This window comes from Halorhabdus utahensis DSM 12940 (assembly GCF_000023945.1).
Classification (GTDB): domain Archaea; phylum Halobacteriota; class Halobacteria; order Halobacteriales; family Haloarculaceae; genus Halorhabdus; species Halorhabdus utahensis.
Window position 1 is genome coordinate 1,183,018 of sequence record NC_013158.1, and the last position, 22,341, is coordinate 1,205,358.

Annotated in this window: 24 protein-coding genes; 18 read left to right on the top strand and 6 right to left on the bottom strand. The window is 64.1% G+C overall.

The genetic code is table 11. The features are described from left to right. Positions 1 to 33: 33 nt before the first annotated feature. On the bottom strand, positions 34 to 777 hold the full coding sequence (locus tag HUTA_RS05900) for an Lrp/AsnC family transcriptional regulator (RefSeq protein ID WP_049941215.1): 744 nt from the start codon (positions 775 to 777) through the stop codon (positions 34 to 36). 210 nt (positions 778 to 987) lie between these two features. On the opposite strand from HUTA_RS05900, the gene HUTA_RS05905 reads away from it, so the two are divergent. From HUTA_RS05905 to HUTA_RS05945, 9 genes are all read left to right on the top strand, one after another. Further along, complete coding sequence (locus HUTA_RS05905) at positions 988 to 1,485, top strand: hypothetical protein (RefSeq protein ID WP_015788962.1); 498 nt, start codon at positions 988 to 990, stop codon at positions 1,483 to 1,485. A 1-nt stretch (position 1,486) separates the two neighbouring features. Continuing rightward, a complete protein-coding gene (locus HUTA_RS05910; RefSeq protein ID WP_015788963.1) occupies positions 1,487 to 1,930 on the top strand; it encodes a universal stress protein in 444 nt (147 codons plus the stop codon). A 68-nt stretch (positions 1,931 to 1,998) separates the two neighbouring features. Continuing rightward, positions 1,999 to 2,685, top strand: coding sequence for a potassium channel family protein (locus HUTA_RS05915; protein WP_015788964.1), 687 nt, complete (start codon positions 1,999 to 2,001; stop codon positions 2,683 to 2,685). Positions 2,686 to 2,868: 183 nt separating this feature from the next. Then, positions 2,869 to 3,291 (top strand): universal stress protein, encoded by a 423-nt coding sequence (locus HUTA_RS05920; RefSeq protein ID WP_015788965.1) that lies wholly within the window; start codon positions 2,869 to 2,871, stop codon positions 3,289 to 3,291. A gap of 45 nt (positions 3,292 to 3,336) precedes the next feature. Beyond that, positions 3,337 to 5,715, top strand: coding sequence for an amino acid permease (locus HUTA_RS05925; protein WP_015788966.1), 2,379 nt, complete (start codon positions 3,337 to 3,339; stop codon positions 5,713 to 5,715). A gap of 6 nt (positions 5,716 to 5,721) precedes the next feature. Continuing rightward, positions 5,722 to 6,411 (top strand): potassium channel family protein, encoded by a 690-nt coding sequence (locus HUTA_RS05930; RefSeq protein ID WP_015788967.1) that lies wholly within the window; start codon positions 5,722 to 5,724, stop codon positions 6,409 to 6,411. A gap of 86 nt (positions 6,412 to 6,497) precedes the next feature. Further along, positions 6,498 to 8,039 carry a TrkH family potassium uptake protein gene (locus HUTA_RS05935; protein WP_015788968.1) on the top strand — a complete coding sequence of 514 codons (1,542 nt, stop codon included), beginning with the start codon at positions 6,498 to 6,500 and terminating at the stop codon, positions 8,037 to 8,039. Beyond that, a complete protein-coding gene (locus tag HUTA_RS05940) occupies positions 8,036 to 8,254 on the top strand; it encodes a hypothetical protein (protein ID WP_015788969.1) in 219 nt (72 codons plus the stop codon). The genes HUTA_RS05935 and HUTA_RS05940 overlap by 4 nt, the downstream gene beginning before the upstream one ends. 209 nt (positions 8,255 to 8,463) lie before the next feature. Further along, positions 8,464 to 9,429 carry a transcription initiation factor IIB gene (locus tag HUTA_RS05945; RefSeq protein WP_008528372.1) on the top strand — a complete coding sequence of 322 codons (966 nt, stop codon included), beginning with the start codon at positions 8,464 to 8,466 and terminating at the stop codon, positions 9,427 to 9,429. A gap of 165 nt (positions 9,430 to 9,594) precedes the next feature. Here HUTA_RS05945 and HUTA_RS05950 read toward each other — a convergent pair whose 3' ends face one another. Further along, positions 9,595 to 9,906: a DUF7521 family protein gene (locus HUTA_RS05950; RefSeq protein ID WP_015788970.1), complete on the bottom strand. Its 312-nt coding sequence runs from the start codon at positions 9,904 to 9,906 to the stop codon at positions 9,595 to 9,597. Next, on the bottom strand, positions 9,903 to 10,256 hold the full coding sequence (locus tag HUTA_RS05955; RefSeq protein WP_015788971.1) for a winged helix-turn-helix domain-containing protein: 354 nt from the start codon (positions 10,254 to 10,256) through the stop codon (positions 9,903 to 9,905). The genes HUTA_RS05950 and HUTA_RS05955 overlap by 4 nt, the downstream gene beginning before the upstream one ends. Positions 10,257 to 10,397: 141 nt before the next feature. Here HUTA_RS05955 and HUTA_RS05960 point away from each other — a divergent pair, with 141 nt between their 5' ends. From HUTA_RS05960 to HUTA_RS05975, 4 genes are all read left to right on the top strand, one after another. Beyond that, positions 10,398 to 12,497 (top strand): heme-binding protein, encoded by a 2,100-nt coding sequence (locus HUTA_RS05960; RefSeq protein ID WP_015788972.1) that lies wholly within the window; start codon positions 10,398 to 10,400, stop codon positions 12,495 to 12,497. 70 nt (positions 12,498 to 12,567) lie between these two features. Next, positions 12,568 to 12,999, top strand: coding sequence for a type VII toxin-antitoxin system MntA family adenylyltransferase antitoxin (mntA, locus tag HUTA_RS05965; protein ID WP_015788973.1), 432 nt, complete (start codon positions 12,568 to 12,570; stop codon positions 12,997 to 12,999). Then, positions 12,992 to 13,420, top strand: a complete 429-nt coding sequence (gene hepT / locus HUTA_RS05970) for a type VII toxin-antitoxin system HepT family RNase toxin (RefSeq protein ID WP_015788974.1) — start codon at positions 12,992 to 12,994, stop codon at positions 13,418 to 13,420. Before mntA ends, hepT begins: the two co-directional genes overlap by 8 nt. A 182-nt stretch (positions 13,421 to 13,602) precedes the next feature. Beyond that, positions 13,603 to 13,965, top strand: coding sequence for a hypothetical protein (locus tag HUTA_RS05975; protein ID WP_015788975.1), 363 nt, complete (start codon positions 13,603 to 13,605; stop codon positions 13,963 to 13,965). A 44-nt stretch (positions 13,966 to 14,009) separates the two neighbouring features. Here the strand turns inward: HUTA_RS05975 and sufU are convergent, their stop codons facing one another. After that, positions 14,010 to 14,450: a Fe-S cluster assembly sulfur transfer protein SufU gene (gene sufU, locus HUTA_RS05980; RefSeq protein ID WP_049941216.1), complete on the bottom strand. Its 441-nt coding sequence runs from the start codon at positions 14,448 to 14,450 to the stop codon at positions 14,010 to 14,012. Positions 14,451 to 14,666: 216 nt separating this feature from the next. Here sufU and HUTA_RS05985 point away from each other — a divergent pair, with 216 nt between their 5' ends. Continuing rightward, positions 14,667 to 15,884, top strand: coding sequence for a hypothetical protein (locus HUTA_RS05985; protein WP_245529140.1), 1,218 nt, complete (start codon positions 14,667 to 14,669; stop codon positions 15,882 to 15,884). Positions 15,885 to 16,069: 185 nt separating this feature from the next. Here HUTA_RS05985 and HUTA_RS05990 read toward each other — a convergent pair whose 3' ends face one another. Next, positions 16,070 to 17,317 (bottom strand): aminotransferase class V-fold PLP-dependent enzyme, encoded by a 1,248-nt coding sequence (locus HUTA_RS05990; protein ID WP_015788978.1) that lies wholly within the window; start codon positions 17,315 to 17,317, stop codon positions 16,070 to 16,072. A gap of 162 nt (positions 17,318 to 17,479) precedes the next feature. Continuing rightward, positions 17,480 to 18,046, bottom strand: coding sequence for a hypothetical protein (locus HUTA_RS05995; RefSeq protein ID WP_015788979.1), 567 nt, complete (start codon positions 18,044 to 18,046; stop codon positions 17,480 to 17,482). A gap of 244 nt (positions 18,047 to 18,290) precedes the next feature. Here HUTA_RS05995 and HUTA_RS06000 point away from each other — a divergent pair, with 244 nt between their 5' ends. The 4 genes from HUTA_RS06000 (at position 18,291) to HUTA_RS06015 (ending at position 22,247) form a co-directional block, all read left to right on the top strand. After that, the gene (locus HUTA_RS06000) at positions 18,291 to 19,334 is read left to right on the top strand and encodes a hypothetical protein (protein ID WP_015788980.1); all 1,044 of its coding nucleotides are present in this window, start codon (positions 18,291 to 18,293) and stop codon (positions 19,332 to 19,334) included. Positions 19,335 to 19,424: 90 nt separating this feature from the next. After that, positions 19,425 to 19,931 (top strand): CoxG family protein, encoded by a 507-nt coding sequence (locus tag HUTA_RS06005; protein WP_079891680.1) that lies wholly within the window; start codon positions 19,425 to 19,427, stop codon positions 19,929 to 19,931. Between the two features lie 14 nt (positions 19,932 to 19,945). Next, positions 19,946 to 20,593: a flavin reductase family protein gene (locus tag HUTA_RS06010; RefSeq protein ID WP_015788982.1), complete on the top strand. Its 648-nt coding sequence runs from the start codon at positions 19,946 to 19,948 to the stop codon at positions 20,591 to 20,593. Positions 20,594 to 20,987: 394 nt separating this feature from the next. Then, the gene (locus tag HUTA_RS06015) at positions 20,988 to 22,247 is read left to right on the top strand and encodes a substrate-binding domain-containing protein (protein ID WP_143920337.1); all 1,260 of its coding nucleotides are present in this window, start codon (positions 20,988 to 20,990) and stop codon (positions 22,245 to 22,247) included. Positions 22,248 to 22,341 lie beyond the last annotated feature (94 nt).

Sequence of the window (22,341 nt, forward strand, 5' to 3'; positions counted from 1 at the left end):
CCAGCGTCCCGAACACTGTCAGACCGATCGAGCTTACTGGGCCCCGAACACCGTCAGCGCGTCCGTCTCCAGGCCGGTCTTCGAGAACAGCGACACGACGTCGCCTGCCTGAATGACCGTCTCGCCTTTCGGCGTGAGGACGTCCCCGTCGCGTTCGATGCCGACGACGAGCATCTCGTCGGCCAGCAAGTCCGACTCGACGGCGTCCTCGATGGTTCGGTCGGCGATCTCGGCCCCCTCCGAGACCGTGAACTCGACGACCTCCGCGCCGCCGGCAAGCCCCATGAAGTCCGTCAGCGACGGCCCCTTCGGGGCGTCCTCGGGACCGAACGGATCGTAGGGCCGGAAGTACTGCTCCTCGATGACGCTCTCGTCCTCGATCGTCAGTCCGAGATCCGACAGTTCGGCCGCGATCCGCCCGATGTCGTCCGTATCGGTCCCGACGGCAGTGACCGTGAGGTTCGTCGTCCCGGCCATCAACTCCCTGGCGGCAACGACGCCCGAGATGTCCAGGGCTGCCTGTGCGAGGTGGTCGCGATCCGGGATCGGAGCCGTACACCGGAACTCGTAGGTGACGTGTCCCTCGATGGCCTTGTAGTCGATGTCCGCGAGATAGCCCCGCAGGATCCCCTCCGTCTCGAGCTGGCGGATCCGGTTGCGGATCGTCGCCGCCGTCACCTCCATCTCCTCGGCGATCTCCGGCGCTGCCGTGTTCCGGGCGTCCGCCGCCAGATAGTAGAGAATGCGCTTGTCGATCTCGTCGAGGCGATGGTCCATGCGCGCGCTACGACCGTCTCGCATAATTACCTCCCGATATATCAGTGGCTGGCGAACCCGTCCACACGAAATATAAGACAGCCGTTACTATTTTCGGAATTTGTCCATACTCGGCATTCATTTTCGTATCGAAAACAGAATCCGTGGATATATACCTTTTCGATAATCTAGCGGGAGGTAGACAGCGATCGGCAGACACGGCCACCACCCATGACCCAGCCAGACGACGAGTCGCCGGACGTCCCCGAGGACGTCCAGGCGGCGCTCGACGACAGTAGCGATCGACAGCTTCGAGAGATCATCCACGACGCCCAGGCACGCCTCGAAGCACATCCGCCCCTGAACGAGGAGGTGCCCCTGGAGACGGGCGAGACGTTCGTCGGCGAGGAGGTCGAACTCGACGAGGCGATCGTTGAGGCATTCGAAACGACAGACGACGAGCTGCTTCGGGAGGTCGTCACGTACGCTCGTCAGTGCCTCGAGGACCGCCCACCGCTAACGGCGGTCATCGAAGCCCGGGACAACGAGGAACTCGTTCGAATGGAAGACGAAGGACCGTACACGACCGTCGTCGTCGAGCGGCCGGACGAAACGGGCGCGGCACGTGGCCCCTTCGCCTACATGGTCCAGTGGGAACCCCACGTCGAGGACGAGGGCAAATACAAGTGGCACTATCTCGGCCGCGTCTTCGACGAGGAGGAGACCTGACGTGGGCGAGTCGCTCTTCGGGCGCGTGGTGGTTCCGGTCGCGAGTCGCGACGACGCGGCGGCGACGGCGGCCGCACTCGCGCCATACATCGACGCACCGGATCGAACAGTAATCGCCGTACACGTCATCGAGAAGGCCGACGGCGCACTCGACAAGGCCTCGGTCGAGCAGCGCGAGGCGGACGCCGAGGCGATGTTCGGGATCGTCACCGAGGGACTCGACGGGGTCGATGCCGCCCTCGAAACGGAGATCCGCTACGGGACCGACATCGCGGGGACGCTCGTCGAGACGGCGGACGACGTCGCGGCGAGCGCGATCGTGTTCACGCCGCGGGGCGGTAGTCGATGGAAGCAACTCCTCTCGGGCGACGTGACCCACAACCTCGTCCACGAGAGCGACGTGCCGGTCGTCGTCCTTCCCGATCGAGAGGTGAGCGACGCGTGAGCGAACGTGCCGGTCTGAGAGCGTCGGTATCGGCCGATCTAGCTGAGTGAACATACTGAATAGGAGCCATGTACGTCATCATCGTCGGTGCGGGAGACATCGGGACGCCACTGATCGACATCGCAACGCGATCAGGCAACGAGGTCGTCGTCATCGAGCGCAACGCCGAACGGGCCAACCGGGCGGCCGATCGCTTCGACTGTCTCGTCCTCGAGGCGGACGCGACGACCAACAACACCTTAGAAGAGGCCGGCGTCGAGCAGGCCGACGCCGTGGTCTCGACGACCGACCGGGACGCGACCAACGTCATGGTGTGTCTGCTCGCCACGGAGTACGAGGTGCCGTCGATCCTCTCGGTCGTGCACAACCCCGAGCACATGAGCCTCTTCGAGCAGATCGGGGTGAACACCATCGAGAACCCCCAGCAACTCATCGCCGAGTACCTCTACCGGTCGGTCGCACGGCCGGCGATCGTCGATTACATGCGGATCGGTGAACAGGCCGAGGTCTTCGAGATCGCCGTCACCGAGAACGCACCCATGGCCGGGAAGACGCTCACTGAAGCAGGAGAGGGTGACATCCTCCCCGAGGATACGCTGATCGTCGCCATCGACCGTGAAGGGGAGGACAGGCCACTGACGCCCCGCGGGAACGTCCGGATCCGGCCGAACGATCTGTTGACGGTGTACTCGGCACGCGGGGCCGACCCGGAACTCACGGACGTCTTTGGCCATTACGAAGACCAGACAGCATGAAACACTCGACCGACGCGGTCCCCACCGCACGCACTGGCGAAACGTCCAGCGATCGAGGCGGTGATTTGGGACTCCGTCATTTATTAGCCGGTCCAGTCTGTGGGTCCGGGTATGATCGCCCCATCTACCGTGACAGCGCGGACAGCACGGGTCGACCGATCGTCGAGCCGGGGGCACTGATCCATGCCCGAGTCACTGACGGGCCACCTCGTCGTGCCGGTCGACGACGCCGAGGACGCCCACGCCACGGCGACGGCACTCCAGGCTTACGCCGTCGAGAAAGTGACTGCAGTCCACGTCGTCGAGAAGGGGGGCGGGTCACTGGACACGATCCCGCTCGAACAGGCCGAGCAGCGAGCCGAGGAAGCTTTCGAGGCGTTTCGGGAGGTGATCCCGGACGCAAACACGGAGCTCACGTATCACACCGACGTAGTCGAGGGGGTATTCGAGGTCGCCACCGACCGCGAGGCGACCGCCATCGCGTTCCACCCGCGTGGCGGGGGGCGACTCACGCAGTTCCTGTCGGGGGACACCGCACTCAGACTGATCACGGACGCCGACCGGCCGGTGATCGCTCTGCCGGACCCTGCCGAGGGAGGAATGTAACACAAATGCTCACAGACTACTTCGAGACCGAGGTGAACGTGCTCGATGAGTGAGACCGAACAGGAGTTGGCTCGCGACCTCGGCTTCCTCGAGGCCTACACCATCGGCCTCGGGACGATGATCGGCGCGGGCATCTTCGTCCTGCCGAGCATCGCGGCCAAGGCGGCGGGACCGGCGGCGATGGTCTCCTTTGCCCTGGGCGGTGTCGTCTCGCTGCTCGCCGCGCTGTCGCTGTCGGAACTCGCGACGGGCATGCCCAAGGCCGGCGGGAGCTACTACTACGTCAATCGGGCGCTCGGCCCCTTCTTCGGGAGTATCGTCGGCTGGGGGATGTGGGCCGGGCTGACCTTCGCGAGCGCCTTTTACATGCTCGGGTTCGGCCAGTATCTCCTCCCCTTGCTGACGCCACACGTCGATATCCTCGCCGAGATGACCGGGATCGGCAAGACCGTCGCCGCACTGGGGATGGCTATGCTGCTGACGGGCGTCAACTACTACGGCGTCAAGGAGACCGGCGACCTCCAGAACGTCATCGTCATCACGCTGGTCGGACTGATTTTGGCCTTTCTCACGCTCGGCTTGCTCAGCGGTCCGACCATCGGCGAGTTCAACCCCGAAGGCTGGCCGGCCGTGGCCGCGACGGTCGGGACGGTCTACGTCTCCTTCATCGGCTTCGAGGTGATCGCGACGAGCGCCGAGGAGATCAAGAACCCGAGCCGGAACCTCCCGCTGGCGATGATCGCGGCGGTCGTCACGCCGACGATCCTCTACGTCGGCGTCATGTTCATCTCGACCGGGACGATCCCGCTCGACGTGCTGGCGGATTCCGAGGTCCCGGTCAAGATCGTCGCCGAGGATATCCTCCCCGACTTCGCGTCGCTCGTCCCCGGGGTGTCGCCCTCGTTGCTCGCCTCGATCGGCGGGACGGTGATGATCCTCGGTGCGGTCCTGGCGACGGTTTCCAGCGCGAACGCGTCGATCCTCTCGGCGGCCCGGGTCAACTTCGCGATGGGCCGGGATCAGATCCTCGTCGAGTGGCTCAACGAGGTCCACGACCGCTTCCGGACGCCGTATCGCGCGATCACAGTGACGGGCATCATCACGCTCGTGTTGATTGCCATCGGCGTCGGGATCGGGACCCTCGCCGAGGTGGCGAGTTTCATGTACCTGGTGACCTACACGCTGGTCCACGTCGCCGTCGTCGTCCTCCGGCGGGCGAGCCCCGAGGCCTACGACCCGTCGTTCCGGATCCCGTCGGTGCTGTACCCTGTTGTCCCCATCCTCGGGGCGGCGGGCTGTCTCGGCGTCCTCGTCCAGATGTCGACGAACATGGTCCCGTACACGATCGCGGTCGGGAGCCTGAGCGTTACCAGTCCGTTCCAGTTGACGGTCGTCGGCATGATCGGGATCGTGCTGATCGGCTTCGGCATCGGGTGGTACTACCTCTATGCCCGCGATCGAGCCCCGTCGAAGAGTCTCGTCGGCGACGCGATCGCGCCGACGCCGGCGGCCACCGCGGACGGCGATGACGTCTACCGGGTCGTGGTCTCAGTGGCGAATCCCGACACCGAACGCGACCTCCTCCGGAAGGCCGCGGCGAGTGCCCACGCCCACGACGGCGAGGCCGAAATCGTCGCCGTCAACGTCATCGAGGTGCCCGACCAGACCTCCCTCGCCCAGGACCTCACCTTCGAGGAGGAACGCGTCGATCGCCAACAGGAACTGCTGGCGGCGGCCCGCGACGTGGCGGTCGATCTCGATGTCGGCCTGCGAACCCGGGCGATCGTCGGCCGCGACGCCGCGTCGGCCGTCCTCGACGTCGTCGGGGAGGAGAACGCCGACCAGGTGTTGCTCGGCTGGACGGGCAAGCGGAGTCGCCGCGAGCACGTCCTCGGTTCGACGATCGATCCGATCGTCGGTCACGCCTCCTGTGATGTCACGCTCGTCAAGCGTGGCCCGGACCCGGATGACGGCGAGGAGATCATGGTTCTCGCCGGCGAGGGGCCACACGCCCCGGTCGCCGCCCGGCGGGCCGCCGAGTACGTGGCTTCGACCGAGGGCGCGTCGCTGACGCTGTTGAACATCCAGCCCCCCGCCGAGGAGGGCGAGGACGCCGTCGAACCCGTCGAAGCGGGCGAAGCACTGATCGAGGACCTCATCGAACAGGCCGACCTGACCGAGACGAGCTACGAGACGCGCGTCATCGTCGAGGAAGACACCCAGGACGCGATCCTCGAGACGGCCGCGGCGTACGATACGATCTGTGTCGGCGCGACCAGAGAGAGCGCCGTCTCCCAGGCGCTGTTCGGTTCACTGCCGGAGCGTCTCGGCACGGAACTCGATCGGACGGTCGTGGTGGCGCGCGGATCGGAACGTTCACCAATGTCGATGCAAGACGCACTTATCAAACGACTGGAGGGCTGATAGCGCATGTATATCATCATCGTCGGCGCGGGCGATATCGGCACACCGCTGATCGACATCGCGACGCGATCGGGCAACGAGGTCGTCGTCATCGAGCACAACACCGAACGGGCCAACCGAGCGGCCGACCGCTTCGACTGTCTCGTCCTCGAAGCCGACGCCACCACCAACGCAACCTTAGAGGACGCCGGGGCCGCACAGGCCGACGCGATCGTCTCGACGACCGACCGGGACGCGACGAACATCATGGTCAGTCTGCTCGCAAAGGAGTACGACATCCCGGCGATCCTCTCGGTCGTCCACAACCCCGAGCACATGAACCTCTTCGAGCAGATCGGGGTGAACACGATGGAGAACCCCCAGGAACTCATCGCGGAGTACCTCTATCGGGCGGTCGCACGCCCCGCCATCGTCGACTACATGCGCATCGGCGAGAACGCCGAAGTCTTCGAGATCACCGTCACCGAGAACGCACCTGTCGCGGGGAAGACTCTCCAGGAGACCGCCGACGAGGACCTGCTCTCTGATGACGTCCTCGTCGTCGCGATCGAACGCGAGAGGGCCAGCGAGCCGATCACGCCGCGCGGGAACACGACCATCCACGCGGGCGATCTCCTGACCGTCTACTCCGCCGTCGGTGCCGAACCGGCGATCACGGACATCTTCGGCCACTACGAGGATCGGATCGAGGACTGACAGACAATGGGGATCGGATCGATGACTGACCGGGCCAGGCAACTCCAGGCAGCGAACGAAACCGTTGCGACAGAGACCACACAGCCATGAACGGGACGACAGCAACCATCGGACGCGACGTGGGGCGGATCCTCGAAGCACTCGGCGGCCTGATGATCGTCTCGATCGTCGTCCCGCTCGTCTGGGGCGAATGGTTCGGCGCGCTCGCCTTCGGCATCTCGGCGCTCGTCCCGCTGGCCGTCGGCTACGGGCTCCACCGCCGCTTTGCCGAGGCCGACTCCCCGTCGCGGCTCCACGGCATGGTCGTCGCCGCGACTGGGTGGCTGTTCGTGGGCATCTTCGGGTCGGTTCCCTTCCTGCTGGTCGCCTGGGGCGTCCACCTCGGTCTCCCGACCGGACTGGAGGGGACGCCGACACTCGCGGCCTTCCGGGAGCCACTCAACGCCGTCTTCGAGAGCATGAGCGGCTTCACCGGGACCGGGCTGACGATGACCGACGACGAAGCAGTGCTCCCGCGGACGCTGCAGTGGTGGCGGACGTTCAGCGAGTGGATCGGCGGCGTGGGCGTGATCGTCCTCACCACGGCGATCCTGGCTCGCCCCGGATCGGGGTCGCTCACGCTCTACGAGAGCGAGGCGCGATCCGAGAAGATCCACCCGAGCATCGTCTCGACGGTCCGGACGATCTGGTGGATCTTCATCCTCTTCACGTTCGTCTCGATCCTCGCGCTGTTCGCGGCCGGCATGCCGATCTGGGGGGCGATCAACCACGCGATGACCGGCCTCGCCACGGGCGGGTTCTCGATCACGGACAACTCGATCGCGACCTACGACAGTGCCCTCATCGACGCCGTGTTGATCCCGATCATGCTGCTTGGCTCGATCGCGTTCCCGGTCCACTACCTCATCCTGCAGGGCGACCTCCGGAACATCTACGAGGACCTCCAGACCCGGTGGGTGTTCATCTACATGAGTCTGGGGTCGGCGCTGCTGTGGGCGTTCCTCTACGTCGGCCCCTACGACTCCCCCCTGTCCGCACTGCGCTACGGGGGCTTTCAGTTCGTCTCGGCGGCGACCTGTACCGGGTTTCAGACGGCCGTCGACGCGACGAACGTCGCCCTCGGCGCGTGGCCGGCCCAGGCCCAACTCCTGGTCGCCTTCGGCATGTTCGTCGGCGGCGCAGCCGGCTCAACCGTCGGCGGAATCAAGCTCATCCGTGGACTGACGCTGATCAAGGGGATTCGATATCAGATCGGCGACGTCTTCTACCCCGACAGCGCCGTCCGTCGGCTCGACATCGACGACCGCCGACTCACCGAGGCGGAGGCAAACCGGGAGTTCGTCGAGGCGGCGATCATCGCCGTCCTCTGGACGACGTTTCTCGTCGTCGGGACGGTTCTGCTGCTGGTCATCTTACCCGCAGAGGAGTTCTCACTGGCGAACGCGTTCTTCGAGGTGGCGAGCGCCCAGGGCAACGTCGGTCTGTCTTCGGGTATCACCGGGCCCGAATCGCTCCCGACCCTCGGCAAAATATCCTTCCTCGGCCACATGTGGATCGGTCGCCTGGAGATCATCCCGGTCCTGGTCGCGGCTCGGACGCTGTTGAGTCGTGGGGGGATGTATCAATGAAGCTCTCGGCGCTGCCGTTCGTCTCGGCTGTCCTCGAGTCCGGGGCCGACGATCGCATCTACGACGGACTGTTGCTGACTGGTCCCGTCGTGATTCTCCTGATCCCGGTCCTCGAAACCACACGCTTCCTCTCCGGGGTCGCCAAAGCGCTCGCGATCGCGTACGTGACGGCGTTCGTCGCCTACGTGCTCTATCGCGGTGTACGTGGGGAGTGACCGCGTCGACCCGGTATGGCCACGCTCCGGGCTGGAAGGATCCGATCGTCCCGGGGGTGGACCCATCAATCAGGAAGGGGAATGATCAATAATAGGGGATGGCGGGGCGATCGACGCCGAACAACCGACGGCGAATTGCCCTCCTTGGTATGTGAGCTGAAAGTATGCCAAAGCCTTAAGTGGGATTACACTGCTACTATATAAGTGCGATGACACGGTCTACCCGCCAGCGGGAGCGCGAGCGCGAGTCCGAGACCGAAACCGACGAACAAGAGGGGGTGGAGGAGTGTCCGGAGTGCGGATCCGATAGCCTGGTGAAGGACGCGGACCGGGGTGAACTCATCTGTGAGGACTGTGGGCTGGTCGTCGAAGAGGGGAACATCGACCCCGGTCCCGAGTGGCGGGCGTTCAACCATCAGGAACGTCAGGAGAAGTCCCGCGTGGGCGCGCCCACGACCCAGACGATGCACGACAAGGGGCTGACCACGACCATCGACTGGAAAGACAAGGACGCCTACGGCCGTTCGATCTCCAGTAAGAAGCGCAGCCAGATGCACCGCCTGCGAAAGTGGCAGGAACGCATTCGGACGAAGGACGCCGGCGAGCGCAACCTCCAGTTCGCCCTGAGCGAGATCGACCGGATGGCGTCGGCGCTTGGCGTCCCCCGCTCCGTACGGGAGGTCGCTTCGGTCATCTATCGACGGGCGCTGGACGACGACCTCATCCGTGGCCGATCGATCGAGGGGGTCGCCACTTCGGCGCTGTACGCTGCCTGTCGGAAGGAAGGCATCCCCCGGAGCTTAGAGGAGATCAGCGAGGTCTCCCGGGTCGAACGCAAGGAGATCGGCCGTACCTATCGGTACATCTCCCAGGAACTCGGCCTCGAGATGGAGCCCGTCGACCCCAAGAAGTACGTCCCCCGCTTCTGTTCGGAACTCGAACTCAGCGAGGAGGTCCAGAGCAAGGCCAACGAGATCATCGAGACCACTGCCGAGAAGGGACTGCTGTCGGGCAAATCCCCGACTGGCTATGCCGCCGCCGCGATCTACGCTGCCTCGCTCCTCTGCAACGAGAAGAAGACCCAACGCGAGGTCGCCGACGTCGCCCAGGTGACGGAAGTCACGATCCGGAACCGCTATCAGGAGCAGATCGAAGCGATGGGCATCCACAGCTGAGCGTCCCTGTTGCTCGCGAAACTGTCCACCCACGACTCGGACCGCTGGTCGGAGGGTAACCGCTCGTGAATCAGTGTACACGAACACGATAGTGACGTCCAGAAGCGAACTCACAGCACCCATCAGCGGCGTGTCTCGATCCCGAACGGCAGGAGGCCCACCCAGTCAGGGACGGCGATACAGCGAGTAGGTGATGAAGGCGAGGCCGGTGAACTGTGAGATCCGTGCGACCAGTCGGATCGGGGTCTCCAGCGACGCCGGAAGCAGTTCCAGGCGAAGGAACAGCCCGCCGAAGGCGGCCAGCGAGAACGACACGGTCGTCAACAGGATCAGCCCGATCGAGAGATACCGCATCGACGGGCTGTCGTTCCGGCGAAAGCCCCGATAGGCCTGATACCCGATCAACAGCCCAAGGACAGCCGAGGCCAGTGGGATCGAGATCCGTGTGACTTCGACGGGGTCGACAGCGCCGATCATAGGTCCTGCCACATCCTGGTGAAGCGATCGGCCGGGTCTTCCTCGGCCGGGCGGCGTCGTTCGAGTTCGATCCGGTACTCCCCGTCTTCGAAGGTGACGGTAACCGACTCGAGGCAGGAGACGTAGACGCTGTAGTGGTGGCCGTCCGGATCGAACTGTGTCTGTTCGTCGATCAGATCGTGATCTTTCAGCCGGTCGACGCGCCGGTAGATCGTCGAATCCGACGCGTCACAGTGCTGGCTGAGCCGTTCTGCTGACATGGGTTGGGCACTCGTAGCTGTGAGGATTTCGCGGGCGTAGTCATCCTCAAGGAGGGCGAGCAATTCGGCGTCGTCGCTGTCGCCGCTCACAGCCCAAGTCAGTGCGGTGGAGGTTAAAAACCCACCCCCGACTGCTGAGTCTGTGACTGTGCTCCCGGGACGGCGAATGACTTCGAGGCGGCATTCGACGGGAGGCCAAGGTTCCTTATCGGTCGGGACCAACGGACGGGCATGGTCAGACGCCGCGCACCGCCCACCCTCGAAGGCTGGTATGCACTCCACGACTTCAGAACGATCGACTGGGACGCCTGGCGGGAGGCACCCCAGCGAGTACGCGATCGCGCGATCGACGAGGGGCGATCTCACCTCCAGAAAGCCACGGCCGTCGCTGACGCCGATGACGGTGGCTCGGCCGTCTACGCGATGCTGGGCCACGAGGCCGACCTGCTGATCGTCCACCTCCGGCCGACGACAACCGCCATCGACCGCCTCCAGCGCCGTTTCGAGCAAACCGAGTTCGCCGGCTTCACCGAACGGACCGACTCGTTCGTCTCCGTCACCGAGGCCTCGGGGTACTCCAAGAAGGGGCGGGAGTTCATCGAAGGCGAGGTCGACGACGACTCCGGGCTGGCGCGGTACATGCGCTCGCGACTCGAACCGGAGATTCCCGACGCCGAACACGTCAGTTTCTATCCGATGGACAAGCGTCGGGATCCCGAGTACAACTGGTACGATCTGCCCTTCGAGGAACGCGCCGAACACATGGACGCCCACGGCGAGGTCGGCCGGGAGTACGCCGGCAAGGTGACCCAGATGATCACCGGTGCGATCGGGATGGACGACTGGGAATGGGGCGTGACGCTGTGGGCCGACGACCTCACCGACGTCAAGGAACTCCTCTACGAGATGCGATTCGACCCCTCCAGTTCGAAGTACGCCGACTTCGGCCCGTTCTGGGTCGGTCGCCGGATGGAACCCGCCGACCTTGCGGCGTACATGGCCGGCGAGACGATTGCCGGTGACGACGAACACTCCGCGGCGGACCACTCGAACGTCCCTGCTACACCCGAAGACGCTGCCGACGGGCACGGTGGCGGCGAGCACGATGCGGAGGAGCACGGCGAAAGCGCACACTCCGGGGGCCACCCCGGTGGACATCCCGAGACGGACGAATCTGCCGACGGCCACCCGTCCGGCCACGAGACAGGCGAAGACGGAAGTCACCCCACAGGCCACGAGACGGGCGAAGACGGGGGTCACCCCGGCGACGCGGGCGAGCAATCGGACGAGGACGGCCATCCCGGAAGCGGCGGCCGTCCGTCGGTCGGCGACGTCTCCTACTCGGAGGTCGATGATCTGCCCGAACGGCTCTTCCAGCTCGGGTTCAGGGCCGGCGAGGACTACGAGGGCGGCGAATACGGCCTCCTGTTCTATTCGGACGCCGACGCCAAGGAACTCGCCGACGAAGTCGACGGGCTCAGGGACAACTTCGATCACTACGATCGTCACGTTGCCACGCTCGTGCGGGCTTCCGGCGGACGATCGGCCGTCGTCTCCGTATGGACAGCCGAGGACGCCGCCGAGACGGCGGCGGGGTTCCTGGGTGACCTCCCCGGCATCACCGAGCGCTACGCCGGCGTCCTGACGGCTGATACGGCAGAGGGACCAGCCGCCGAGAGTGAGCCGGCCCAGGAGTCGAGTGAGCAACCTGCCGAGGACTCGGCGGCGGAGATACGAGAGGAACTCGCCGAGGCGGGCGTCTACGCCGGCCAACCACACGGCGAAGACGTCTACGCCATGGTGGTCTACTCCGAGGCCGCACCCGACGAACTCGCCGGCCCCGTGGGGGGACTCCGCGACCACTTCGCCGACGCCGAGGGCCACGTCAGGACGGCCGTCTACGAACCCGAAGTCGGCGAAGTGACCGCAGTTGAGGATCGCGAGGCGACAGCGATCGTCAGCCTCTGGGAGCACGAGCACGACGCCGAGTCCGCGGCCGACGCCCTGGCGGAATTGCCCGGCGTGCTTGCCCGCGCCGGCGAGGGCGACGGCTTCGGCACGATGGGGATGTTCTACCAGGTCAAACCGGACTACCGCGAGGAGTTCGTCGACACATTCGGGGCCGTCGGCGAGAAACTCGCCGAGATGGACGGCCACCGGGGAACGGCGTTGCTGGTCAACGACGACGACGAGACCGACATGTTCATCGCCTCGAACTGGGACGCCCGCGAGGACGCCATGGCCTTCTTCCGGTCCGAGGACTTCCGTGAGACTGTCGAGTGGGGGCGTGAAGTCCTGGCGGACCAGCCACGGCACGTCTTCCTGGCGTAGACCACTTGGCCCCGTTCCGGCTGTAGAACCGGAGGGAATACTTTTGTAACAAAACGTTCGAATAGCATCTATGGCGACGAACAGCGGCAGTGACCCACTCCCGTCCGCAGTCAAACAGCGACTGTGTGACGATCCGGACGTCGAGTTCGTCGTCGCCTTCGGTTCGCGAGTTACCGGGACAGCGAGTGCGTCCTCGGATATCGACATCGCCGTCAAGTTCACCGATCGCCTCTCCCCCGAGGAACGGTTTCGAAAGCAGTATCGACTTTCTGGCCAGCTTCAGGACAGTGAACTCCCGTTCGTCGATGTTTCCGATATCGAGGAGTTGTCGCTCGAGTTCGCTCAGGCGGCTGTCAGCGGGGAACTGCTCTGTGGAAACGACGCGGCCTTCCGGACATACCGTGAGAACATTGCGGCCGAGTTCGAGCGCAAGCGCGAACAGTTAGCCGAGAACCACCGTGATCGCATTCGTCGAATCGCGGAGGAGGGACTGCGTGGCTGACGCCGCCGTCATCGGGACGAAACTCGAACAGATCGAACAGTACCATAGCGAACTACGGGCGAAGCAGGACCTCGGGAGGGAACCGTTTCTGGAGGACATTACCCAGCAACGGGCAGTCGAGCGCATGTTCGAAAACGCGATCCAGGCATCGGTCGACCTCGCAAAGCACATTGCGTCGACGGACTTCGGATACGAGGAAAATACCTCGAAAGGAGCAGTGAAAGTGCTTCGAGACAACGGCGTCATTCGTGAAGAAACCGCGTCGACACTGATCGACGCGGTGGGCTTTCGGAATATTCTCGCTCACGAATACGGCACCGTGCGACCGAAGCAAGTGTACGAATACCTCCAAACTGATCTCGGCGTATACGACGATTTCAGCCGGCAAGTCGCGACCTGGTGGCACGAACAAGCAAACTGAGCCTGCCGTTCGAGTGGGGAGCCGACGACGTCAAGAGCGGTCAGCCAGCCATCAGTCCGGGGACGTTCAGGATATCGTCGAATGGGGTCGCGAGGTACTGGCCGACCAGCCACGGCACGTCTTCCGAGCCGGATCGGTCCGCCGACGCGAATCCTCAAGTGTGTCCCTGTCCAGTGATCGCTATGCCCAACGACAGCGACGAGGGGCCAGCTGGTCCACCCGGCCCTGCGGATATCGAGGACGTGCCCACGATCACCTGCGAGCGCTGCGATAGCGAGTGGGACCTGGCCTACGAACTGGAGGAGCTCGCCGTCGGCAACCAGGCACTTGAGCAGTTCGCCCTCGACCATCAGCGCCACACCGGGCACTTCCCCGATGGCGTCTCGACCTGGCAGGCCGAGTGCCGGCGCTGTCCCGAATCGGTCCAGCGTCTCGACGAGCGCGGAGCCCGACGGTGGGCACAGACGCATGCCCGACACACCGATCACGCGGTCGCAATCACCCACGCTGACGAGGAGTCGACGCTGATCGAGCGACCCGAGTGAACAGCCGAGACGGAGAGTGCGGCCCGGAAAAAACGATCGACCGGCTACTCCTCGTGTGCGTCGTCGTCCTCGGTCGAGGTCATGTCGAGGTCCTTCTCGCCGAAGTAGATCTCCGCGCCGTCCTGGGCGACCTTTTCGGCGAGCACGGCACATTTGACGCGCATCGGCGAGATGTCCACCCCGAGCATGTCGATGACGTCGTCCCGATCCAGTGCCTCCAGTTCCTCGATCGTCATGCCTTCGAGCCGTTCGGAGAGCATCGACGCCGACGCCTGGGAGATCGCACAGCCGTCTCCCTGGAAGGCGACGGCTTCGATCGTCTCCTCGTCGTCGTCGAGGACGACATCCATCTCGATGGTGTCGCCACACATCGGGTTCTCGCCGACGTGGGTGAACGTCGCCCCTTCGATCTCACCGTAATTGCGGGGGTTCTTGTAGTGATCCAGGATCTGCTGTCGATACATGTCGCTGCCGCCGATTCCCATAGTATCATTCGATACGTGACACTCGCCGAAAAACGTTCCGCGGGAGTGCATGGCATGCTGGCGGAAGGAATGTCACCAGTGGCCGGAAGGCGCACAATTAATAACCTACGATATCACATATCACAGTAGGGAGTGCTCCGAGCGAGGGGCGAGACACCAATGTTCGACAGAGTGAATGACCTATCCGACTCGCTGATTGGGGGTGGAGAGGGAGATGTGGATCTCGATCCGGGTGCGTTCGCCGAACTGCTACAGAACGGCGAGCAGCCACAGCACGTGCTCGCGAGCGACAGCGTCGAGCACGAGACAGACGGCCGGACCACGACCGTCAAACCCGATGGGGATCATGCAGCATATCTCCTCGTGACCGACGAACGAGTGAACATCATTCTGGGCGATCAACCCGACGAAGTGGAGATTGCTTTCGGAATGGACGCGATCACGACGTGTGATGTCGACTCCGGGTTGCTGAACGAGACGGTGGTGGTCGGTCACGGCAACGAGTCCATCACCTTCTCGCCGACGGCAGGTGACCTCGAAACCACGGCGGCGTACATCGAGACCGTGTCTGAGACCTACCAATCAGTCGACGACGCGATCGAAACCGCCATGGATCGCCTCGACACGCTCGAAGAACGCATCCGTGGGGACGAACCGACGGAGAACCGGATGGTCCGCACCCGCTCGAAGCTCTCGGAGGCACGCCACGAGGCGGCCAACGCCGAGAAAGGCTCACCCGAGAAACTGGGCGAGCGGGTGGCCGAGGCCGAACGGGAATTCGAGCGCCGATACGTCACGGCCTGGCTCGAACGCGGCGAAGCGGCGCTCGAAACGGCGACGTCGGCAGCCGAAGACGACTACGCTGCGTTCTGTACTGCCTATACGACGGCGGCCACCGCGGTCGACACGCTCAAAAACGTCGACGAACGGTTCAATCACGTTGCCGAGACCTTGATCGACCGCGTCGACGCGCTCGTCGAGGACGCCGACGGTTTCGATACCCGCTACGTCGAAGCAAGCCGGGATGCACTCGATGGGGCCAGCGACGCGGACGATCCGGAGGCGGCGGCGACACGCTGGCTGGAGGCCTACCGGCGGTTCGACGCCGCCCACGAGGCAGACTGGGATCGGACGGCCGACCTCCCTGAGCTATCGACCGATGACGAACTCGACGGAATCGCCGAAAGTACCGTCGAAGCGCTGGTCGAGTACGCCGAGTCGCTGGAAACAGATGGCGAAAACCGGGAGGACGACGACGCTGAAGCGGCACGCGAACGCTACGAGCAGGCAGCAGAACAACTCCGTCAAGCCCGGGACATCGCCGAAAAGTGGGCGGAGACCGACGCCGACCCGTTCGAGACCGAACTGGCGACACTCGACGAGAAGATCGACCGCACGAAATGGGAATGGGGATCACCCGGCTCCGCCGAGTGAAACGCGGCCGAGGCCGCGTCTGCTCAACCGAACAACTGGCGAGCGTCGTCAACCACCTTTTTGGTCGTCGGGTCGCCTCGCTCGCCGGACTCGCTCGCCGACCACTCCGCCAAAAACGTGGGTGAAAAAACCGGTCCCTCGACAACGTCTCGGGACCGGCGAAACGCGGCCGAGGCCGCGTATGCTCAGCCGAACAACTGGCGAGCGTCGTCAATGGCGTCGATCAGCACGTCAATCTCGTCGCGGGTATTGTAAAGATAAAACGACGCGCGCGCAGACGCAGCCACGCCCAGCTTATCGTGCAGCGGCTGGGTGCAGTGATCGCCGGCCCGGATCGCGACGGCGTAGTCGTTCAGGATAGAGGAGAGGTCGTGGGCGTGGACTGATTCCAGATTGAACGAGACCAGACCACCCCGCTCCTCGCCTGCGGACGGACCGTAGATCTCGATGTCGTCGAACTCGCTCAGCCGGTCGATGGCGTACTGGGCGAGTTCGTTCTCGTGGCGGGCGATGGCGTCCAGCCCGATCTCGTCGAGGTAGTCGGCGGCTTCCGCCAGTGCGATCCCCTGGGCAATCTTGGGTGTCCCGGCCTCGAACTTCCAGGGCAGTTCGTTCCAGGTCGCGTCCTCGTAGGTGACCTTCGTGATCATGTCGCCGCCGTAGTTGAACGGCTCCATGTGTTCAAGGATCGCTTGCTTGCCGTAGAGCGCACCGATCCCGGTCGGGCCGGCCATCTTGTGGCCCGAAAAGGCGTAGAAGTCAGCGTCGATCGCTTCGACATCGACCGGCCGGTTGGGGACGGCCTGGGCACCGTCGACGAAGATGAAGGCGTCCTCGGCGTGGGCGAGGTCGGCCAATTCGGCGACGGGGTTGATCGTCCCGAGCGTGTTCGAGACGTGGACCACCGAGACCATGGCCGTATCCGGGCCGATGAGTTCCGTGGCGTGGTCCATGTCGAGGTGCCCGTCCTCGTCGACCCGGATGTACCGGACTGTCGCGCCGGTCCGCTTGGCGATCTGTTGCCAAGTCACCAGCGAGGCGTGGTGCTCCATCTCGGTCAGGACGACCTCGTCGCCGGGACCGAGTTCGTTCAGTCCCCAGGCGTAGGCCACCAGATTCTCCGATTCGGTCGTGTTGCCGGTGAAGATCAACTCCTCGCGACCGCCGCTCGCACCGATGAACTCGGCCATCCGATCGTGGGCCTCCTCGTAGGCCACACTGGCTTCCTGGCTGAGGTGGTGGAGGCCCCGATGAACGTTTGCGTTGTAGGTCTCGTAGTACTCGCTGATGGCGTCGATGACCCGCTGGGGCGTCTGTGTCGTCGCCGCGTTGTCGAGATAGACCAGCGGCGTCCCGTCGAACTCCCGCTCCAGGATGGGGAAATCCTCGCGGATAGCGGAGACGTCGAGGTCTCCCGTTTCACGTGCCGTCATTATCTGATACTGGGGGACCGAGACGGAACTTTCCTTCGGTCCACCTAGACCAGTAGGGGCAAGCGTGCTCAGGGGTTCGGGATCCGGGCGTGTCTGAGAAGAGTTCGAACCAGAAGAAAGGCGGACCACTGCTATGGGCGACGGGGGCGAGAGTTGGGACCGCTAGACGATCTTGAACTGATCGGAGATCCGTTCCTCGCCACCAACGCGGTCGCCCTCGACGACGATCTCGTACCGATAGGTCCCAGGTTCGGCGTCGGCTGTCGATAGCTTCCCGCCCCACTGCTCGTCAGTGAACTCCTCGTGGGGTCCCGACCAGTCGAGTTCGAGCGGGTCGAAGTCGGCGTCCGGGAACTCGACTTTGACGCCGTCTACCGCGCTCGAATCCAGGTGCTCACCCGACTGCTGATCGAAGACATCGACGTTCATCGCGACGTCCATCCCGGACAGGAATCGACCGAAGCTGGCACAGCCGCCTCCGCCTCCCGACTCGGTGGTGGTCGTCTCGTTGGTGACTGTCGTGTTTCCGTCGCCGCCGGGTGTCGTCTCGCCCCCGGTATCGGTCTGTTCGTCACTATCCTCCGGACCGGGATCGGTGATGTACGAACAGCCGGCCAGTCCGACCGTCGCCCACGTCACGGCTCCCGATGCAACGAGCTCGCGCCGCGAGAGGTTCGATCCAGGGCCAGAGCGCCCGCCCTCGTCGTCTCCGGACTCGTCTTGACTCATTTCGTCGGAAGGTTACGTGGCCGTCTACTTAAGCGCAAGTGTGATTACGGCTTCCTGGGAGTCCTGTCCCCACATTTGTAAAGCGACGTTTAGTCGGCCAGATGAACATCTAAACGTTTGTTTTTCCTCCGAAAAAGTTGCCATCCACTTTTATATTCTGGTAATTATGAAACGTTCGAAGTATTATTGGTCGGCTAAGACAATAATAGGTTTAATATGCATGGGGACACGTGTTTAGTACACAATGGATGCCGACAACGATCGGAAGGAGACCGAAGAGCCGTCCGCGCCCGACACGGAGAACCGGGCGGGACGAACGACGACGCGACGGAAGTTACTCGCGACCGGTGCCGTGACATGGGCGACGGTCGGACTGGCCGGCTGTTCGTCCGGCGACGACACGGAGACAGAGAACCAGACCGACGCTGACACCGAGAACGGAACGGGGCAAAACGGAACGGACGCCGGTGCCGAAGACTACATCGTCTCGACGAACACGTACTGGAACGGCCACCCCGCGCCGGAGGGGACCGGCGGGTACGTCGGCTCGTGTTCGCCCGAGCGGCAGTTCCGCCGCGACATGGACGTGACGTTCGTCATGGGAGTCTACGACAGCGACACCGGTGACACGGTCTCCAGCGATGCGGTGGACTCGATCACGGTGTCGTTCCCGGACCGGCCCTTCGACGACGTCGAACTCACGTACGCCCAACCGGACGACGGTGCGCCGCGGTGGAACGGCACCTTCGACATCCCGGACGACGCCGAGACGGGATCGGTCGCCTACGAGGTCCAGGTCACCGACGGCGACGCTGACTTCCACCAGGTCGGCATCGCCGCGGCGTCGTTCTCGATCATCGACCCGTCGCCGATGGGCGAGGCCAACTACGTCGTCACGACGAACACCTTCTGGAACGGTCACCCCGCGCCGGACGGCACGAACGGCTTCGTCGGCGCGTGCTCGCCCGAACGGCAGTTCCGCCCGAGCGACATGGACGTGACGTTCGTCATCGGGATCTACAACAGCGCGAACGGCGAGTTCGTCGGCGCGGACGCCGTCGACGGGATCAATGTCACATTCCCCGAGAGCGACCAGTTCGACCCGGTTGCGCTCACCTACCAGCCCGGCGAGGAGGACAACACCCAGGAACAGTGGCACGGCACGCTCGACCTGACCGGTGACACCCCGGCCGGCACCTACACCTACCAGGTCGCCGTCGAAGGGGCCGAGTACGACATCTACGACCTCGGCATCGCCTCGGACACGTTCACCGTCCTCGAGGAGTAACCGAACCTATCGACCTCGTTTTCCCGCCGGCTCGTATTTGCCGAAGCTTTGTAACCTCCCCCCGTCGTACGCCGGTGTAGAGCCGGATCTATGAGTCAACACAACGACGCGGACGAGGAGACGGCCGAATCGGAACCCGACCAGCTGGAGTTCGCCGATACCGTGGAACTCCCCACCACGAAGGAGCAACTCTGGTCGCTCATCTCCGACCCGGAGACGCTCACCGAATGTGTCCCGGGTGCCGACTCCATCGAGCGCGTCTCCGAGCGCAAGTACGAACTCGGCATCACCCGCGGCGTCGCCTCGATGTCGCTGTCACTGACCGGCGAGGCCGAGTTCGTCGAGATGAACCCGCCGGAGTACATCGTCACGACCGGCAGCGCCTTCGACGGCAAGACCGGCAGTGACTTCGAGGTGCTGGCCGCCATGGAGATGACCGACGTCGAGGACGGCGTCGAGTTGACCTACACCGCGGAGGTCCAGTACAGCGGCGGCGTCTCGACGATCCCCAAGCGGGTGCTCCGGCCGATCGTCAAGCGTGACGTCGACACGTACTTCGAGAACGTCAGCGACGTCGTCAACAACCACGAGGCCTGAGGGGGGAGCGAGCCATGGACATCGATACCCACTTCGAGGAGATCTCCGAACACGACTCGAAGTCGCTGTTCAAGCCGAAGGTCGTCTCGCTGGTCGTCTCGAACAGTCCGGAGACGGGGCCGAACCTGATGACCGCTTCGTGGTGGATGCTGGCCGGCTATGACCCCCTCCGGTATCAGCTCGCGGTCGGTCACCACACCTACACCCATGAGGTCATCGAGAACAACCCCGAGTTCGTGCTGGCGGCCCCTTCGACGGAGATGATCGACGCCCTGACGCTCGCGGGGTCGGTCAGCGGTCGTGACGTCGACAAGATCGAGCACCTGGGACTGGAGACCATTCCCGGCCAGGGGGTCGACGTCCCGCTGCTTGCTGACGCCGTCGGCAACATCGAGTGCTCGGTGATGGACTCCTTCGAGTTCGAGAACTGCACGTACTACTTCGGCGAAGTCGAGCACGCCTACGTGACCAAAGGTGGCCTCGACGGCCGGGTTCTCTCGCTCGACGACGCGGACGTCCTCGCGTACATGGGCAGCGACTGGGGCGACGATCCCGACGAAAAGGACCGGTTCTACGCCGACCTTTCGACGGACGTGATCGAGCGCTTCCCCGGGGAAGCGGCCAAAGAGACGCTGCCCGATGGAACCGACGAAGATAGCTGACTGAGCCCTGGCGAACTCGCCCGGTTCGATCGACCCGCCGCTGTCCCGGCACTTGCCGACCGAGGGGGGAACGCAGCTGCGACGACCGGTGCGCTTCCTAGCAGCTGTTCGACTCTGTTAAGTCCGATCACCGCTCGACGCCGCGTCGACATCCCGACGAGCAGCGACCAATAACCCGTTCACAGGGCCGAAACCGTCTGACGGTGGCACGTATCACTACCTATATAATTCATGTCATGTCCGATATCGGTGGAACTTGCTAAACACCTGTTTAGCCAATCCCGTGTTAAGAGACGTTAAATCGGGTTAGACGGCGATATAAAGTCTGGTTTAGGATTCCCAAATTACTGGAAACCTCGTCGAATTATAACCGGCCTGCAATATAGTGAACACTGTGACTGACAACGACCCCACCGATCGACCGAGCAATTCGACGGCGAGTTCACGGCGTAGATTTCTGCAGGCGAGCGGCGTGTCGGCTGCCGCAGTGCTGGCAGCCGGTTGTCTCGGCGGTCAGAATGGAGACGACACGACGGGAACCGGCAACGGCACGACGACTCCCACGGGAACGACGGAAGCCGACGCCGAGACGTGGCGCGAGGAGATGAAGGCACAGGCCGAGTCGGAACTCGAAGACGACAAGCTGCAGGTCTGGGCCCAGAGTCCGACCGAGAAGAAGGTGATGGAGGAGGTGTTCAACGGCTATCCGGTCGAGGAGTCCATCCTCTTCGAGGAGGCACCGATCATCGACGAGGGCGAGCCATGGGAACCCTTGAAGGACAACGTCGAGATCGAGGCCCTCGATACGACCAAGCAGGCGAACACCTACCGCAGGCAGGTCAAGACCGGCTCGGTCGAGAAAGACATCATCACGACCGACTACCTCCCGACGCTGGTCAAACAGGACGTCGAAGTCACCGACCTCTCGGACATCCCGGCCTGGCGCGAAAACGTCCCCCAGCGGCTGCGGGACCTGACCTCCGAGATCGCGTATTACCGCGGGAAGGCAGTCAGTTGCGTCTACAACACCGAGAGCGTCGAGGAGCCGCCGGAAGACCTCATGGATCTGCTGTCGGACCGCTTCGACGACAAGAGCCTCATCCTCGACGTGACGCCGAACCCGATCGTGGCCCACGTCTTCACCGAGAAGTACGCCGACTCCGTCCCACCACGCCTTGAAGCGCTCGGATCGGACATGACCGGGACGGAGTTCCTCGAAGCGATCGGCGCACAGAACCCCGCGCTGGACCAGAGCGCCTACGCGATGCAACAGGAGGTCGGCACCGGATCGAGCGATGTCGCACTGTTCGGGCCGCTGACGGTCACCTACGACCTCCAGGTCGAGGGCCTCCCGATCAAACCGGTCGAACATCCCTCGGCGCACATTCTCCGGCCCAAGGGCATCGGCATTACCAACGAGCCGCCCCACCCGGCCGCCGCGAAGCTGTTCATCGATTACGTCCTCTCGAACCCGTCGGTCCAGCTCTTCGAGAAGGGCGTGCTCTCGATGGACTACCAGCGGTCCAACCCCGAGGGGGCGGCCGAGTGGCTCAACGCCGACTGGCAGGAACCCTACACCCAGTTCGAGATCGAAAGCTCGACGAAGACCGTCCGGGAGAAGTGGCGCGAGGCGCTGGACGTCCCGAACGTCTGATGGGGTCGGCGACCCGGGCGCGTAAGGGTCACGGCTCGACAGTGGGGACTCGCGGCATCGTCTCGCAAGGCTGACGCCACGTCGAAACAAGACA